Origin of the sequence: Mesorhizobium delmotii (assembly GCF_900149755.1) — a bacterium.
Lineage (GTDB): Bacteria > Pseudomonadota > Alphaproteobacteria > Rhizobiales > Rhizobiaceae > Mesorhizobium > Mesorhizobium delmotii.
This window is the reverse complement of the sequence record NZ_FUIG01000024.1, coordinates 110,443-124,841: the sequence shown is the minus strand read 5'-3', so window position 1 is coordinate 124,841 and position 14,399 is coordinate 110,443. Positions and strand designations below refer to the sequence as shown.

Sequence of the window (14,399 nt, the reverse complement as noted above, 5' to 3'; positions counted from 1 at the left end):
CCTTTTAGATGAGCTAACAAATCCAGATGGAAAACTTCAACGATCTCGCCGCATTCGCAGCCGTCGCCAGGGAGCGGAGTTTCACGCGCGCTGCCGCGAAGCTTCGGGTTTCCCCGTCGGCGCTGAGCCAGACCATCCGCAATCTCGAAGAGCGATTGGGCCTGCGGCTCCTGACCCGGACGACACGCAGCGTTGCGTCGACAGAAGCGGGCGAACGCCTGCTGCGCACGATCGCGCCACGCTTTGAGGAGATCGAAGCCGAACTGGCGGCCTTGAGCGAACTCCGGGACAAGCCGGCTGGCACCGTCCGCATCACGGCTGGCGAGCATCCCGCAATCTCGATCCTGCAGCCCGCGCTCAAACGCTTCCTGCCGGTTTACCCGGACATCGAGGTCGAAATCATCATCGACTACGGCCTGACCGATATCGTTTCCGAAGGATTCGATGCCGGGGTGCGGATGGGCGAGCAGGTTGCGAAGGATATGATCGCGGTGCGCATCGGCCCTAACATGCGCATGGCTGTCGTCGCGTCGCCGGCCTATTTCGAGCGGTATCCAATTCCGGGGACCCCGCAGGACCTGACCGCGCACCAGTGCATCAACATTCGGCTTCCGACTTATGGCGGCATATTCGCCTGGGGTCTCGAGAAGGACGGACGCGAGGTGAAGGTGCGTGGAGAAGGCCAGCTCGTGTTCAACAGTCTCGGCATGAGGCTATCTTCGGCCCTGGAAGGCCTCGGTGTGGCGTACATGCCCGAAGATCAGGTGCTCCCATACATTGCTGACGGGAGCTTGGTGCGGGTTCTGGAGGACTGGTGCCCGTCCTTTCCCGGCTATCACCTCTACTACCCGAGCCGACGACAACAATCGCCGGCGCTGGCCCTATTGGCGGATGTTCTCCGGTATCGCGGCGACTGATCCGGTCCTGCGCTTTCTCGTCTGGAGCCATTTCATGGCGTAGTAGGTCAGGGTCATATAGAGCCCAGCGATCGCGACGCAGTGGATGAAAAAGCCCGCGACGGATTCCTCGAAGTTCCACCAGTCGAGCGTCATCTGCATGGAGAGCTTCGTGCCGACAGTCAGCTCGAACGAACTCCAGACGCCGTGTATCGCAATGAGGACGGCGATCAGGCGGAGCGCGAGCGTCCGAACGGCGTTGGGCTGTGAAATTCCAGTGAGCTTGCGCGCCACGCCCATGAGCATCGGCCAGCGCAGGCCGAGATGAACGGATACGATCACGAGAACCCAGTAGGCCGCGAGCGTATGGATCTGCCGAACGGTGAAGCCGCCATAAGGTGACATGATGCCTGACAGCGCGTTGGAAATAAGCACGCTGGTGATCAGTAGCACCAGCATTGCCAGCATCAGCAGAAACGTCACCGCGATGTTGAACAGTCCGCGCACCTCGTGGCGGGCTTTCGGAATCGTGCCGTACCAGCGGCGGTTGAAGACGTTATGGCCGATGAGCAACAGGAACATAGCGGTTCCAGCCAGTTCATGGGCGACGTTGCCGAGCCACCAGTAGGAGAGACCGAAGAGCAGCAGCCCGGCCGCAATGAGATCGAAGGCCAGTCGAGACAGGAAAACAGGGCCCAAATGGTAGACCTCCCGGCTCACTCGACCGGAGTGCCGTTGAATCGGGGAATGCGATAGCCCGTGAAAAGGTAATCGCTGCCCTCCTGGCTGCGATGGCACGACTGGCAGCGTGCGGTGTTCTCGTCCATGTTGATCGACCTGTCCGGCCAGAACCATTGGAATTGCCAGTCGGCGGTACGGCGGCTCTCGTCATACTCGGTGCCAAAGCCCTCGCCCTTCTGCATGACGAAATAGCGATAGAGTTCACCGTCGCGATGATCGACAAGGACGAAATGCGTGTCCGCCGGGATAGGCTGCCCGCTCTTGACGGCCTCGATGGCCGCGGGCGTGGTCATGATGTGCTCGACCACATTGCCGCGCCTGACCGTCGTGTAGTGGACCAGTTCATCGAGTTCGGGAAACTGGACGCGGTTGGTTTCAGCGTGGACCTGCCAGCCGACCAGAGAGGTGGCGCAGGCGGCCAAGGCGCCAGTTGCAACGAGAAGTTTCTTCAAGGGCGAGCTCGCAAGGATTCAAAGGGGTGGGGCCGCCACTGCGGGTTCACTTGGATTGGCGATCAGCGGCCGTACTGTTCGTCGGAAACCTGCTCCATCCATTCGACGGTCTTGCCGTCGAGCGCTTCGGAGAAGGCGATGTGGCTCATGCCGACCGTCTGGCTAGCGCCATGCCAGTGCTTCACGTCCGGCGGAATCCACACGGTGTCGCCCGGGCGGATTTCCTGAACGGGGCCATTTTCGTGCTGCACCAGACCGACACCCTGCGTGACGATCAGGGTCTGGCCGAGCGGATGCGTGTGCCAGGCGGTCCGCGCTCCCGGCTCGAAGGTGACGGTTGCGCCGCTGATCCGGGCGTCGCCGCTTCCCTTGAACCGGTCGTCGACTCGGACGGAGCCGATGAAATTCTCAGCCGCGCCCGTCGTGGACGGCTGCGATCCGGAGCGCGTCACCGTAACCGCCTGCTCGGACTGGGCCGAGGCGATCGAAGCGGCAAGGACGAACGAGGCGGCGGTCATGGCGGCGAGTTTCATTCCTTTCCTTTGGTTCCGCGTCATTTCTTGAAGACTTCCTTGGCGACGGCGATCGCGGATACCGCGTTAGGCCAGCCGGAATAGAAGGCGAGATGGGTGATCGTCTCGATCAGTTCCTCCTCGGTGACGCCGTTGCGCTTGGCGATGGAAAGGTGCGAACGAAGCTGGTCGGGGCGATTCATGGCGACGAGCGCGCTGACGGTCGCCAGGCTGCGATCCCGCTTGGAAAGCCCGGGACGCTCCCAGATGTCGCCATACAGGACCTCGTCGGTCAGTTCGGCCATCTTCGGCGCGATGTCGCCATAGAGCTGCTGCGCACGCGACTGCTGCTGCGCTGGAGGGGTATCGGACGCGGTGGGGGTCTCGCTTTGGGCGATAGCCATGGTGGGAATCCCTCCGGACAGAAGCAGGCTGGCTGCGACGAACAGGTTTCGGGTGAGCTTCTTCAAAGAATGACTCCTTGTGGTTGGTAAAGGAGATGACATCCCGGAACCGAGCTGGACGTCATCTGTGAATTAAGGGGTCGGCGGATTACGAACGGTCGGAAACGAGCGTCCGGGCGTAAAACGGCGTCAGCTTGCCCATAGCGGCATCAACATATTCGGGGACCCAGTAGGTTTCGATTTGGGTCGCGCCCTCGATCTTGAACAGTTCCTTGTCCTTCGTCCCGGTTGCCTTGGGGAAGGCATCCTCCGTCATGTACAGGCTGTCGGCCTTGCTGCCGGCGATCATCAGCAGCGGCTGGTCGATCAGGTCGATCTGGTCGGTGGCATCCCAGCGCATCAGGTCCAGCAAGCTGCTCGTGGTGTACTTGAAGGTTGAGTTGGGGTGTGCGTGCGTCTTCCAGTAGTACTCGTAACCCTGCCGATACATCTCGAACGGCAGCGCAGCGATCTGCTCGTCCGTCAGATTGGCGTCGCCCGAGTAGAGGATTTCCCCGCCGGCCATCTCCTGGGCGCGGGCCTCGGAAACCTGCTTCAGGCGCTCCTGAATCGTGTCGAGTTGCGAATCCGCGAAGCCGTTGCGCCGAACCCGTCCGGAGTTGAACATGCTCAGCGTCGCGACCGTCTTGAAGCGCTTGTCGGCCTTCGCCGCGGACAACGCGTATCCGCCGCCGCCACAGATGCCGAGCAGGCCAAGACGATCGGCATCTACGCCTTCGTAGCGGGTGATGAAATCCGCTGCACCGTGAATGTCCTCGATGCGGAATTGGGGTTTGTCCACGCTGCGCGGCTCGCCGCCGCTTCCGCCCTGATATGCGGCGTCCATCGTGATCGTGATGTAGCCCTGTTCCGCGAGACGCTGGGCATACAGGCCCGCAACCTGTTCCTTTATCCCGCCGTTCGGGTGCGCCACGACGATCGCCGGATATTTTTGGCTCGGATCGTAGTTCGCCGGGGTGTAGACGTTGGCGACGATGTCCAGGCCATGGAGCTTGTATTTGACCGGGTGGATATTGACCTTGCCCGGCTCGTTCGCCGTGATCGCTCCGTCATAGACCAGGCCAAACGGATTCTGCTTGTAGTCGGCTGCGGTAGCGGTGGTGGTCGTCATTGCTGGAACTCCTAATATTGCACCCGTAAGAACGAGCGCGGAAGCCCCAAGGAACGCGCGTCTTTTCTCGTTGATGACTTCGTTAGTCATTTCGAACTCTCCAATCTTCGGTTTTCAGGGAGTGCGATGCACGCGCAGGCCGAACGTCTGCACATGCGTGTCAATCCAGTTTCTTCTCGGCGAGGAACTGCGAGACCTGGTCCGCAATCTCGAGATTGTTCAGATCGGACATCAGGAAGTGCGTGTTGCCGCGAATTCCGACTTCCGGAAGATGCACCAGCCGGGCGTCACCGCCACGCTTGTTGATGGCCTCGACCCAGAGCTTGGCCATGGCGAGACGAACGCGCCAGTTGTCCTGTCCGCGTTCCGAGGTCGGCTCGGTCGGGAAGTTGTCGCCGTAATAGATGATGATCGGAATGCGTGTCAGCTTTTCGAAGTCTGCCAACGGCACGGCCTCGGGCCTCAGCGTGCCGGCTGCGCTCGGCATCTCCTCGGGAAGTTCGCCTTCCGGCAAGATGAACCCGCTGCCCGGCTCGAAAGCCACGATCGCCTTGACGTTCTCGCTCTTGGTTGCCGTCAGCCAGCCCGGTCCGCCAGCCTGCGAGTGCGAGAACAGGACGCCGGGGCCTGTCTTGTCGAACAGCGCCGCCATCGCATCCGAAATCACGCCTGCATCGTAGGGGCCGGTGTTCGGCGTGACGGAGCGGAAGAACTGGTTCAGCGTCTCCGGCTTGCGGTCGAACTGGACGTTGTCAAAATAGTTCGGCCACTTGCCAATCCGGAACTGGTCGAAGAAAAGTTGATCAAAAGGCGTGGGTTCGAGCGCCGCTGCCACGGTGCTGTTGCCTGCCCGGCCGCGTCGTGGCTGATCGATGAGATAGACCGGGAAACCCCGGCGCAGGAAGATCGTCTGGAAGCCTTCACGTCCGTCCGAAGTGGTTTCCCAGCTACGCCCCGACTGGTAGGCGCCGTGCAACATGACAATCGGCAGAGCCTTGGGGTTCTGTGGGACTTGATAGAAGGCGGAGAGATGATCGCCGTGGAACGTCTGTCCTTCGGCCGTCGGGTTGTTGTTATTGTAGGTGCCAGGGGTCTCGACGACCGTCCCGCCGACCGCGAAGCTACCCTGCTCCTGGATCGTCAGCGGCTCCGAACTCCCATTCTGATCGGCCATTGCGGCTGTTGAGGCAAGCATAGCCACAGCAGCCAACAATGATGCAGCGGACCGATTCCGTGAACTCAAGACACGGCACTCCTTCTCAATCTTCCAGATCGCTGGAAAGATAGGGGCAACCGTATTCCTTGATTAGACGCCGATATCGGTATGCGTCTTTAAGCGCAGCTTAATAATACTTCGCATGGGGCGCGGAGCCGTCATTCAAAACGCCTGACGAGGGGAATGTTGATGATCACCTTACGTCGAAGCGTGAACGGCAAGTTTGGAAAAGCACCGCGAAGGTCGGCTCTTGGCGCTGCCTGTGCGTTCCGATCGGCGACACGGATGGCAGAAAACCACCCTGTTGCGACCTTGCGCGCGGCCCGGTTTTGGACGCGCTGGTACGGGTTGGGATCTTTCAAGCCGGGGGAGTATCTCATCGATCCGATTGATCGGATGGCCATCATATAGCGCCTACAATCGAGATCCCGCCAGCAGCGCCACCGCTGACGCAGGCGCCACGCTGCTCGCTTCGCCACGAACGGCGTCGTCTGCGGGGACGATCTCGGCGAAGTCGACGAAGCGGCGTTCCATGCGTTCGGCCAGCCGCCTGATCTGGCAGCGGCCGGTTCCGGCGCCGACGATCGGCACATCCCGCGCCATGGGCCCGGCAACCAGGGACGCTGCGTCGTGGATCTTGCGCAATTGCTGTTCGCTAAACCAGCGTGCGACTTCGCGCCATTCCGGCAATGTCAGCTCGGCCGCGTCGCGCCCGATCATGCGCGCCAGCCGCGCGATCGAACCGTCGACGGTTTTTTCCTTGCCATCGGCGGAAGCGTGCCTGTCGTCCTTCTCGTCGAGCACCCCCAGGATCCGGTGCGCGTCGGCGATCGAGGCAAAATACTCGTTCATCAGCGGTGTCAGCCTGCCGCGGACAGGAGCCGACGAGGCGACGCCGAACAGGAACGTCCTGGTGAAGCCGGTATAGACCAGTTCGCCGCTCAGCAGCCGTCCGGCATCGGTGTAGCCGTCATTGGCGACGGAGCCATTTTTGATGGCGATAATGTCGGTGGTGGTCGAGCCCATGTCGACGAACAGAGCATCGCCGGCGAGCTTTGCCACCAACGACGCCGTCGCGTGCCAGTTGGCGGAGGCGACATCGCTGCTCAGCCGCGCTGCCTGCTCGACCCCGACAAAGCCGGACGGCCCGGCATAGATCAAGTTTTCGCCTGGGACACGGGTTGCAATCTCATCCAGCAGAGCCGAGACGCCGGCATCGCGGGACGGAAAGACATCCACCAGTTCGCCGGTCATGGTGAATGCGTTGAGGTCGGCGCCGGCATAGATCGGAGCGGTTTCCTCGAATGCCGAGGTCAGGGTATGGAGCCCTTGCCAGAGCGGCGTGGCGATCGTTACTGCCTCGACGATGCGGCCGTCTTGCGCACGCGTCACCTTCAGATGCGCGCCGCCAATATCGAAGCCGGCAACGATGCTCTTTCTTTTTTCCACGGTTCAAGCTTTCATCACAGTTGGTCAGGGGCAGTTGGTCAGCGAGAAAAAGAGCGTTGCGTATCATTCCGGTTCTTGACCTGAAAGGCGGCGAGGTGGTCCGCGCCCAGCAAGGAAAACGCGATCGCTACAGGCCGATCGTCACGCCGCTCAGCCAAAGTTCCGATGTCGTTGCGGTCACTGAGGGCCTGCGCCGGCTTTACCCTTTTGCGACCTTCTATATCGCCGATCTCGATGCCATCGAAGGCGGAACGCCAAACAGTGCTGCGCTTGCCCGGCTGAAGGCGATGGCGGAGCCGCCGGAGCTTTGGGTCGATGCCGGCTTCGCCGACGAGAAAACACTTTCGGCAGCACTTGCCGAGCCCTGGCTTTACCCGGTCCTGGGTTCCGAATCGCAGCAGGACGACGCGCTGCTGCGGCGTTTTTGCGATCATCCGGACCTAATCCTGTCGCTGGATTTCTTCGACGACGGGTTGCGCGGTCCGGCAGCATTTCTCGACGAGCCGGCGTTTTGGCCGCAAAAGGTGATTGTCATGACATTGGCCAAGGTCGGTTCCGCCTCCGGTCCCGATTTCACGCGGCTCGAGGCGATCAAGGCGAAGGCTGGAAGCCGCTTCGTGATCGCGGCCGGCGGGGTGCGCAACGAGGCTGACATTCGCGCCCTTTCGTCACTCGGTATCGCCGCGGCGCTGGTCGCGACCTCGCTGCATGACGGCACGCTCACCCCGGGGCACCTCGCAACGCTTGGCACCTGACATCGCGTGATCTCGAACTTCGGCCTCGGAAACTGCCTTGGATTAGAGCGGCGAACTCTCAAGTCGATCGTCTCGCCGCTCTATCTCTTTGCTGGAGCATCGGATTTCCCAAAACCGGTTCCCAACCCTCGGGTCAATTCCGAGGGCAGGTTTTGGGGTCCGATGCTCTAAAGGCCCAGAAGTTTTTTCAGGCGGCGCAACAGACCATCCGGCTCAGCGGAGGGTTTTGCCTGTGCGGGGCTGTCTCTTGTCTAAGCCGCGAACGGATGCTTCACCTGGTCCCGCTTATCCGTGGCTTCGGCGGCGGTCGGTGTTCCCGCGACCGCGCGTTGGATGGCTTCCTTTGTCGCTTCGTAATTGTACTTCTGGATCTTGGCGTCGTCCGCCGCGTCCCAGTGGATGAAAACGCCGACGCAGATGAACAGATCGTCCGCCTCACTGGCAGGAATGACCCCCTCGGCGACGCTGTCCTGCACGGCCTTTGCAACCGCATGCTGGGCCGGGCCGAACATCTGCACGGCCTGTTTAGCGCCCTTGATCGTGACCTTGTTGAACATCACGGTGTTGGGCTTGCACTGAAGATTGGGTGCGATCACCGCCAAAAGGGAGGTAAAACCGTCCTTGTTGTTGGTAAGCGCGTTGCAAAATGCTGTTTCGACTGCGCTCCCCCGTGGGCCGATGAGCAGGTCAACATGCGCCACTTCGTTGCCGTCTCCTACCAGCGATTCACCGACCATTACTTTCGAGATTTTTGCCATGCCAATTTCCTCCAAGACACAGTTATGGTGTCCAAAGACGCCGCAAACCGAGCGAGCGCTCGATGGACAGCTATCCTTGTTGGCAGCGCCCGGACATCCGGACCGGTTGGCTGGATAGCCGCGGAAGCCCAGCTTCCGCTCCTGAAAGTCAACCACCAACGTTGCGATTATGCAAGCTGAACGCCGAGGAGGTGGACTAAAAGAGTAGCCACGGTCAGGTCGGCCGAAGTGCCGGGGTTGACGTTGTCCGCTTTCAGCCGGCGGTCGAGCGCCATCAGCAGACGAATGCGTGACGTCTCGTCATCGTTGGCATGCAGCGCCGCCTGAACGGCAAGGGCTTCTTGCCGCGTCTGATCTGCGACGTCAGTTCCATGGTTGCGCACCACATGACTGTCGGGGAAGCCGGCGAGAAACGCCATATAGGCGAATACCGTCGGCCACATGCCGCCTTCGCCGCGTGCCAACGCCGCTTCCAGAGCCGCAAGCCCGACGCCGAATACGTCGCCGAAACAGGTAACATACTGGCGGGCGATCATGTCGCGGTCGGCCGCCTCCCGCATGGCTTCGAGCAGATGAACCTTCGGCTCTTGCCGCACATCGTTCGCGGCCTCTCCAAGCCCACCCGGCGCGGCCGCGACGATCGCCTCGAACACTGCCCTGGTATCGTCCATGCTCATCGCGCGCAGCACCGCGTCGACATTGTCGTGGAGTCGATTGTCGTGCAGTCGGGCGCCCGCCATTTCGGCGGCGCATAGCAGAGGCCCTGCCAGAAGAATGATACCGAGATTGGTATTGGTCGCGACCGCCAGACGTGTCGCGCGGACCGCTTCCAGCATGCGCTGTCCGACCGGCAGGCGAGGATCGGTCAGCGGCCCGGACGAGACCTCGGCGCTCGTCATGAACTGGGCAGCGGACATGCCGTGCCCGTCGGCGAACAGATGGACATTGCCCGGTTTCAGCGCCTCGATCTCCATCCGGCAGGCGTCCTTATAGGCAGCCCGGAGGCGTTCTCGCGAAAGCGCCATGCCGTTGGTCACGAATTCGCCGGCGCAGTGAGGCGGTAGGGTCGCGCTGCCGCCGCCTCGGTACGATCGGCCAGGAATTTCAGCAGGGCGTCGGCAATCGCATCGGCGATGTTCACCGCGACGACCGATTGAAGCCCGGACCAGGCGGGCATGCTGTTGACCTCCAGCACGAACAGTTTGCCGTCGGCCGCCGGCACGATATCGACACCGGCGAAATCCGTGCCGATAGCGGCGGCGGCGGCTCTTGCCAGCGCCGCTAATTCGGTTTCGCCATGTCCCGAAACCAGCTCGGGCACCGCCCCACGATTGACGTTGGTGATCCAGTCGTCGCCGCGGCGGCTCATCATCGCCAAGACTTCGCCGGCGCAGACGAAAACGCGAAAATCGCGGAAAGGAGGGCCGGGGCGCGGCACATAGTGCTGGAGGTAATAGACGCTGTTTACCTCGTCCTCGGCGGGGAGATCGGACAGTGTTTCGATCAGCCTGATGCCGCGGCCCTGGGCGCCGAAAAGCGGCTTCAGCACCAGCGGCGTGAACGGCAGTTCGCGTTCGGCAATCGCTTCGGCCATGGCACGTCCTTCCACCGCGAATGTCGGCGGCGTCGGCAGACCGGCATGCTTCAGCAGGAAGGTCGTCATCGACTTGTCGACGCAGCGTTCTATCGCCTGTGCGGAATTCCACACCGGAATGGAAAGCTTGCCGAATGCGTGCAGCACGCCGAGGCGCCGGGTGACCGCTTCGAACGATCCGGCAGCGATCGAACGGACCAGCACGGCGTCGGGCAGCGCGCCATCGAAGCCGGGGATTGACAGTCCGCACGGGCTGCCGGTGTCGAACGCTATCGCCGCCAGCGGCACGGTTGCGACCACGGCACCGCGCCGCTCCAGCCTTGCCGCCAGGCCCTTGGCGCGGGTGTCCGAGACGTCGCTGACGATCAGGATGCGGGGGATCATGTCGCGCCTCGGATACCGGTATACCGAAGGCGCGGGCGGGCGGCCCGGCAGGCGGATGATAGATGAGTCCATTGCACCGCCATCGTCTAACCGAGGCTCCGTTCGAGCATCCGCAGATCACGCTCGCCAGCGCGAAACGTATCGCCGGTCTCGATCGCCGTGACGATCACTTCGGCCGGGCTGAACAGCAGCGGATCAATGGCATAGAAATCACCCTTGAACCGCTTGAAGACCTCGGCGAAGGGGTGGCCGTGGTCCCGCGAGGCGCGGCTCGGCAGTCGCTCCGCGAGTTCCCTGGCGTCTTTCGACGGGCCTTTGACGAAGAGCTGGACGCTGCCGCCATAGATGATGGCGTCGTTGGTTCTGCCCATGGCGGTCAGGAAATCCGGATGGGGGGCGGGGATAGGGGCGGTACCGATTCCATCGACGATATTCTCAAGCGGAAACTTGAGATCGTTGCTCTTGTGCAAGGCGACCTCGAGCGCGCGCGCAACGATCTGCACGCTGCCCGCAAGGCTTTGTGTCGGCGCATAGAGGAAGGTGAGCTTTTCAGTTGGCAATCCAGTTGCCTTGCCGACCTTCTCAACGATCGGCTGGGGCGGCGGTTCGGCGGTCTCCAGGATAAGCACGGCAGATGACGCAGTGTCGCGATAGGAAAGTGCTTCGAACAGCGGTTCGACGCGGGCGAGCGCCCGCGCCGGTCCCGATCCCATGGCGAAATAGCCTTGGCTCGACAGGTTCCAGCCCGCATACTGGCTGCCCAGGCAGGCAAGCACCGGCTGCGAAGACCGTACTTCGACGGTGAGCGGCCATTTCCGCGACGCGCGGTCCATGCAGACCGAAACGCTGCCGAGCCCGCCCATCGCGGCTTCCGCCATGTGCAGCCCGGCCTCGACGCCGCCGGCGGCCTTGGCGCCGGCATCGATCAGGCACTCGCCCAATGGCCCCCTGGCAACGGCGATACGCAGGCGTTCGGCGTTGCCGATCATGCCGTCTATGATGCGCTGCGCATTGTCGTTCAGGAATGCCGAACCGTCTTTCATGTCCGGTCTCCTTCCCATTGGTGTTGCAATCGGCTGGCTTGTCCCTTGATGAGCCGCCTGGTCAGATCGGCGCTCGGACCGCGCGCGAAGATGGTGCAGACAGGATCGCCAGCAATCAGACGGGTGCCGGGCGACTGATGGTCGGCAGTCCATTCAGGCCAGGCAATCGATGGAAACTGGGCGATCGGCGCCGCGGCATAGGTCACCATCGACGCCATCGAATCGACGAAGCGCGGCAGACGGTAGGCCCTGCCTGCCGCGGCGCGCAGATGCGCTTCGATCAGTGGCGCGTCGGCATCGTCGAAAATGTCGAGGGTGGCGCCTGGCCTCGGATTGATCTCGATGAGCTTGTAGCCATCCGGTCCGCGAATGAGATCGGCGCTGCACAATCCAGCCAGGCCGGCGCGGCCCGCCAGACCTGAAAGCCAGCCGCGGATCATCGCCGCCTGCCTGCGATCGAAGCGTCTCAACCGCACGGCGCCGCCATAGCGATAGGGCGCTGCCGGGGCGGGGGACGCCCATTGTTGGCTGAAGCCGACGATATCAGCGGTTTGGCCGTCGCCGACGAACAGGGCCGAGATGCTGCGGCCGGCAACGAAACGCTGGAAATAGCGGCCGGTGGCCACGGTTTCTCCGGCGGCCCGTCTGATATGCGTGCCGCCGGCGCCGCCCGCTGTCTTGACCACCCAGTTCTCCGGATCGGGCGGCCGGTCCCATCGGAATTGCGGATGCGGAATGCCGAGTTCGGCGCAATCGGCGGCCAGCAATTGCGGGTCCTTGATCCTGCGGATCGCGCCGCCGCCATTGCCGGCGAGCGGAAAATGGCGCGCAATCTCATCGACGGTCTCCGTCATCCGCTCGAAGCCCGAACCCAGGACGATGGCGACCGGCTGGTCGTCTCCTGCCAATTGCTGAAGCGTCTCCATGATGCGCTCGCCGTCGATGCCGCGTTGCAGGTCGCCCGGCAGCATCGTCGCGCGTTCGGCAAGCGCGACCGTGTCCGTGTCGCAAAAGAAATCGGCGACCAGCGGACGATAGCCGGCGCGGCGCGCAGCGGCAGCCAGCGCCCGGCCTGAAATCGCCGCGATCAATAGAGATCCGGCGTTATTTGGCGGTTTCGCGTGCAAGGGAAAATGCTTCCTGGAAATCGAGCGTGATGGTTTTTTCGGCTTCGATCATTCTTTTGAAGAGGCCGAATTCGACCTTGTATTTCACGTTGCCGATGGCAAGCGGACCAATGCCGACAGCTTTTGCCGCTTCGAGCGGATCGCTATTGGCATTGACGGCCACGCCTTCGATGCCGGCCGGCGGGACCGCGTTGACGTCGGCGGCAATAAGCAGGCCGTCGCCTTTCAACTGCGCTTTCGAGACCACCTGGACGCCGGCCTTGGCGCAGGCCAGGATCACCTCGCTCGCCTCGACCAGCTTCGTCTTGCGGTCGTCGCTCGACCCGTCGGCCGCATCCACGGCGATGTTGAAACGGCTTTTGATCTCGGCCGCGATCTGCTCGACCCTTTCGATGCCGTCATGACCGACAAGCGTGACCCGGGCGCCTTCCCTGGCCGCGATGACGGCAGTGCAGAAGCCGACGACGCCGGTGGCGCCGAAAACAGCGATCCTCGTGTCCCTCAGCCCGCGCTCGAATTTCTTCTCCAGCGCTTTTTCGACCTTGGCCACCATCGCCGCGGCCGTGGTGAACGAGCCGGCCGGATCGGCGAATACCGAAACCTGGAAAGGCGGCACCATCGCTTTTCGCGCTGCGTCGAACATGTCGAGCGCCAGCGAGGCATCCTTGCCGGCGATAAAAATGCCGGTATCGACGCCCGCATCGGGCGGGCGCGAGAAGATCGCGTCCTGCACGAGGCCTGTCACCTCTCCCAGGCTTACATCGACATAGGGGACGACGGCGTCGAAACCTGCATCGAGAGCCATGTTCACGTCGAAAGGGCTCATATGCTTCAACGGCGTCAGCATGTGCAGGATGTGCTTGCGGGCCATTTCTCGCCTTTCTTCTTGAACCTGATCGTGTTGCCCAGCCGTCAGCTGCCGACGAGATCAAGTTTGGTCGAACTGATCTTCGCGCCGGAATTCCTGCCCTTGACGATCCTGATCTTGATGCCGTCTTCAACTGTCTGCTGAACCGCGCTGACGAAGCTGACTGCGGCGTCTTGCGATGGGGCGAAGGCAAACCCTGTCGGTCCCCACGAGCTCTGGCCGATGCCGACAGCGCCTGCTTCATTGAGACCGTGGGCCACCCTCTCGACCCGCTTCGAGGTGAACACGCCGCCTTGCGCCGGTGCGAAATGGGTGCCGATCAGCATCTGGATCGCGGTGACGGCGGCGCCGAAGGCTGGAAGGTCGTGCTCGACCATAGCCGGCATGATGCCCATCAGCACCCGCCGGCAGATCTCGCCGCTGCCGGACGCCGGGAACGGCGGCAGTGAACGAAACGCCGCGATCTCGGCATCGCCATGCAGTCCATGCCCGCCATGGTCGAGGATCAGGATGACGCGCCACTCTTCTGGAAACTGTAGTCGCGCCACGACCGGCGGCGGCCTGCCGCTGTCGTCCTTGCCGGCATCGACAATGACACCACCGCTTTCGAAACTGGCGATGCCGATGCCGGATCGGCCGCCGCGATCGAGCAGGGTCGCGTCGCCGCCGATATCGAGAGGCAATTTGTGGAGCGTGCGCAGCGCCGCGGCGACGGCTAGGGCGATCTGCGTGCCGGAACCCAGGCCGGCATGGCTCGGGATCGACTGTTCGACCACCAGACGGTGCTGGCCACGAATCCCGAGATGGCTGCAGAGCGTCGACAAATGTTCGCCGGCGCGCCGGCTCTCGGTGCCTTGGACGATGGTCTCGCTGGACCGCGACAGGGTGACGATGGTTTCGGGTTCGCTCAGGGGTAACCCGACGCTGCCAAATCGACGCCCGGCATCGCCATTGAGATCCAGGAAGCCAAGATGCAGGCGGGCGGGCACTCGTATGGTAACAGAATTCGACATCTACCCCCCGATGGGT

At 62.6% G+C, this 14,399-nt stretch carries 16 protein-coding genes; 2 read left to right on the top strand and 14 right to left on the bottom strand.

What is annotated here, in order from left to right; translation table 11 throughout:
- The first annotated feature begins 26 nt into the window (after positions 1-26).
- Positions 27-917, top strand: a complete 891-nt coding sequence (locus BQ8482_RS14490; protein WP_208867692.1) for a LysR family transcriptional regulator — start codon at positions 27-29, stop codon at positions 915-917.
- Here BQ8482_RS14490 and BQ8482_RS14485 read toward each other — a convergent pair.
- From BQ8482_RS14485 to BQ8482_RS14455, 7 genes are all read right to left on the bottom strand, one after another.
- The gene (locus BQ8482_RS14485; protein ID WP_123148517.1) at positions 882-1,595 is read right to left on the bottom strand and encodes a DUF4405 domain-containing protein; all 714 of its coding nucleotides are present in this window, start codon (positions 1,593-1,595) and stop codon (positions 882-884) included. The genes BQ8482_RS14490 and BQ8482_RS14485 overlap by 36 nt on opposite strands.
- Before the next feature lie 17 nt (positions 1,596-1,612).
- Positions 1,613-2,089 carry a cytochrome P460 family protein gene (locus BQ8482_RS14480; RefSeq protein ID WP_123148257.1) on the bottom strand — a complete coding sequence of 159 codons (477 nt, stop codon included), beginning with the start codon at positions 2,087-2,089 and terminating at the stop codon, positions 1,613-1,615.
- 62 nt (positions 2,090-2,151) lie between these two features.
- Complete coding sequence (locus BQ8482_RS14475) at positions 2,152-2,622, bottom strand: (R)-mandelonitrile lyase (protein ID WP_123148256.1); 471 nt, start codon at positions 2,620-2,622, stop codon at positions 2,152-2,154.
- 20 nt (positions 2,623-2,642) lie between these two features.
- A complete protein-coding gene (locus BQ8482_RS14470) occupies positions 2,643-3,071 on the bottom strand; it encodes a carboxymuconolactone decarboxylase family protein (protein WP_123148255.1) in 429 nt (142 codons plus the stop codon).
- Positions 3,072-3,153: 82 nt separating this feature from the next.
- Positions 3,154-4,266 (bottom strand): alpha/beta hydrolase, encoded by a 1,113-nt coding sequence (locus BQ8482_RS14465; protein WP_123148254.1) that lies wholly within the window; start codon positions 4,264-4,266, stop codon positions 3,154-3,156.
- Positions 4,267-4,336: 70 nt separating this feature from the next.
- Positions 4,337-5,350, bottom strand: a complete 1,014-nt coding sequence (locus tag BQ8482_RS14460; RefSeq protein ID WP_244602806.1) for an alpha/beta hydrolase — start codon at positions 5,348-5,350, stop codon at positions 4,337-4,339.
- A gap of 456 nt (positions 5,351-5,806) precedes the next feature.
- The gene (locus BQ8482_RS14455; protein WP_123148252.1) at positions 5,807-6,841 is read right to left on the bottom strand and encodes a hydantoinase/oxoprolinase family protein; all 1,035 of its coding nucleotides are present in this window, start codon (positions 6,839-6,841) and stop codon (positions 5,807-5,809) included.
- Positions 6,842-6,897: 56 nt separating this feature from the next.
- On the opposite strand from BQ8482_RS14455, the gene BQ8482_RS14450 reads away from it, so the two are divergent.
- Positions 6,898-7,596, top strand: a complete 699-nt coding sequence (locus tag BQ8482_RS14450) for a HisA/HisF-related TIM barrel protein (RefSeq protein ID WP_123148251.1) — start codon at positions 6,898-6,900, stop codon at positions 7,594-7,596.
- Positions 7,597-7,847: 251 nt separating this feature from the next.
- On the opposite strand, the gene fae is transcribed toward BQ8482_RS14450, so the two are convergent.
- The 7 genes from fae to BQ8482_RS14415 form a co-directional block, all read right to left on the bottom strand.
- Positions 7,848-8,354 (bottom strand): formaldehyde-activating enzyme, encoded by a 507-nt coding sequence (gene fae / locus BQ8482_RS14445; protein ID WP_123148516.1) that lies wholly within the window; start codon positions 8,352-8,354, stop codon positions 7,848-7,850.
- Positions 8,355-8,521: 167 nt separating this feature from the next.
- Positions 8,522-9,391, bottom strand: a complete 870-nt coding sequence (locus BQ8482_RS14440) for a triphosphoribosyl-dephospho-CoA synthase (protein ID WP_342210956.1) — start codon at positions 9,389-9,391, stop codon at positions 8,522-8,524.
- Positions 9,388-10,332 carry an ATP-grasp domain-containing protein gene (locus BQ8482_RS14435; RefSeq protein ID WP_123148514.1) on the bottom strand — a complete coding sequence of 315 codons (945 nt, stop codon included), beginning with the start codon at positions 10,330-10,332 and terminating at the stop codon, positions 9,388-9,390. The genes BQ8482_RS14440 and BQ8482_RS14435 overlap by 4 nt, the downstream gene beginning before the upstream one ends.
- Positions 10,333-10,418: 86 nt before the next feature.
- The gene (mch, locus tag BQ8482_RS14430) at positions 10,419-11,375 is read right to left on the bottom strand and encodes a methenyltetrahydromethanopterin cyclohydrolase (RefSeq protein ID WP_123148250.1); all 957 of its coding nucleotides are present in this window, start codon (positions 11,373-11,375) and stop codon (positions 10,419-10,421) included.
- Entirely contained in the window at positions 11,372-12,466 is a 1,095-nt protein-coding gene (locus tag BQ8482_RS14425; RefSeq protein WP_123148249.1) for an ATP-grasp domain-containing protein, read from the bottom strand. The genes mch and BQ8482_RS14425 overlap by 4 nt, the downstream gene beginning before the upstream one ends.
- A 13-nt stretch (positions 12,467-12,479) precedes the next feature.
- A complete protein-coding gene (locus BQ8482_RS14420) occupies positions 12,480-13,373 on the bottom strand; it encodes an NAD(P)-dependent methylenetetrahydromethanopterin dehydrogenase (protein WP_123148248.1) in 894 nt (297 codons plus the stop codon).
- A 41-nt stretch (positions 13,374-13,414) separates the two neighbouring features.
- On the bottom strand, positions 13,415-14,383 hold the full coding sequence (locus BQ8482_RS14415) for a beta-ribofuranosylaminobenzene 5'-phosphate synthase family protein (protein WP_123148247.1): 969 nt from the start codon (positions 14,381-14,383) through the stop codon (positions 13,415-13,417).
- Positions 14,384-14,399: the final 16 nt, after the last annotated feature.

What these genes read in the sequence shown, in the direction of transcription:
- mch (WP_123148250.1), bottom strand. Translation starts at nt 11,375, where the DNA reads ATGAAAGACGGTTCGGCATTCCTGAACGACAATGCGCAGCGCATCATA.
- fae (WP_123148516.1), bottom strand. Translation starts at nt 8,354, where the DNA reads ATGGCAAAAATCTCGAAAGTAATGGTCGGTGAATCGCTGGTAGGAGAC.
- BQ8482_RS14420 (WP_123148248.1), bottom strand. Translation starts at nt 13,373, where the DNA reads ATGGCCCGCAAGCACATCCTGCACATGCTGACGCCGTTGAAGCATATG.
- BQ8482_RS14490 (WP_208867692.1), top strand. Translation starts at nt 27, where the DNA reads ATGGAAAACTTCAACGATCTCGCCGCATTCGCAGCCGTCGCCAGGGAG.
- BQ8482_RS14415 (WP_123148247.1), bottom strand. Translation starts at nt 14,383, where the DNA reads ATGTCGAATTCTGTTACCATACGAGTGCCCGCCCGCCTGCATCTTGGC.
- BQ8482_RS14475 (WP_123148256.1), bottom strand. Translation starts at nt 2,622, where the DNA reads ATGAAACTCGCCGCCATGACCGCCGCCTCGTTCGTCCTTGCCGCTTCG.
- BQ8482_RS14460 (WP_244602806.1), bottom strand. Translation starts at nt 5,350, where the DNA reads ATGGCCGATCAGAATGGGAGTTCGGAGCCGCTGACGATCCAGGAGCAG.
- BQ8482_RS14465 (WP_123148254.1), bottom strand. Translation starts at nt 4,266, where the DNA reads ATGACTAACGAAGTCATCAACGAGAAAAGACGCGCGTTCCTTGGGGCT.
- BQ8482_RS14435 (WP_123148514.1), bottom strand. Translation starts at nt 10,332, where the DNA reads ATGATCCCCCGCATCCTGATCGTCAGCGACGTCTCGGACACCCGCGCC.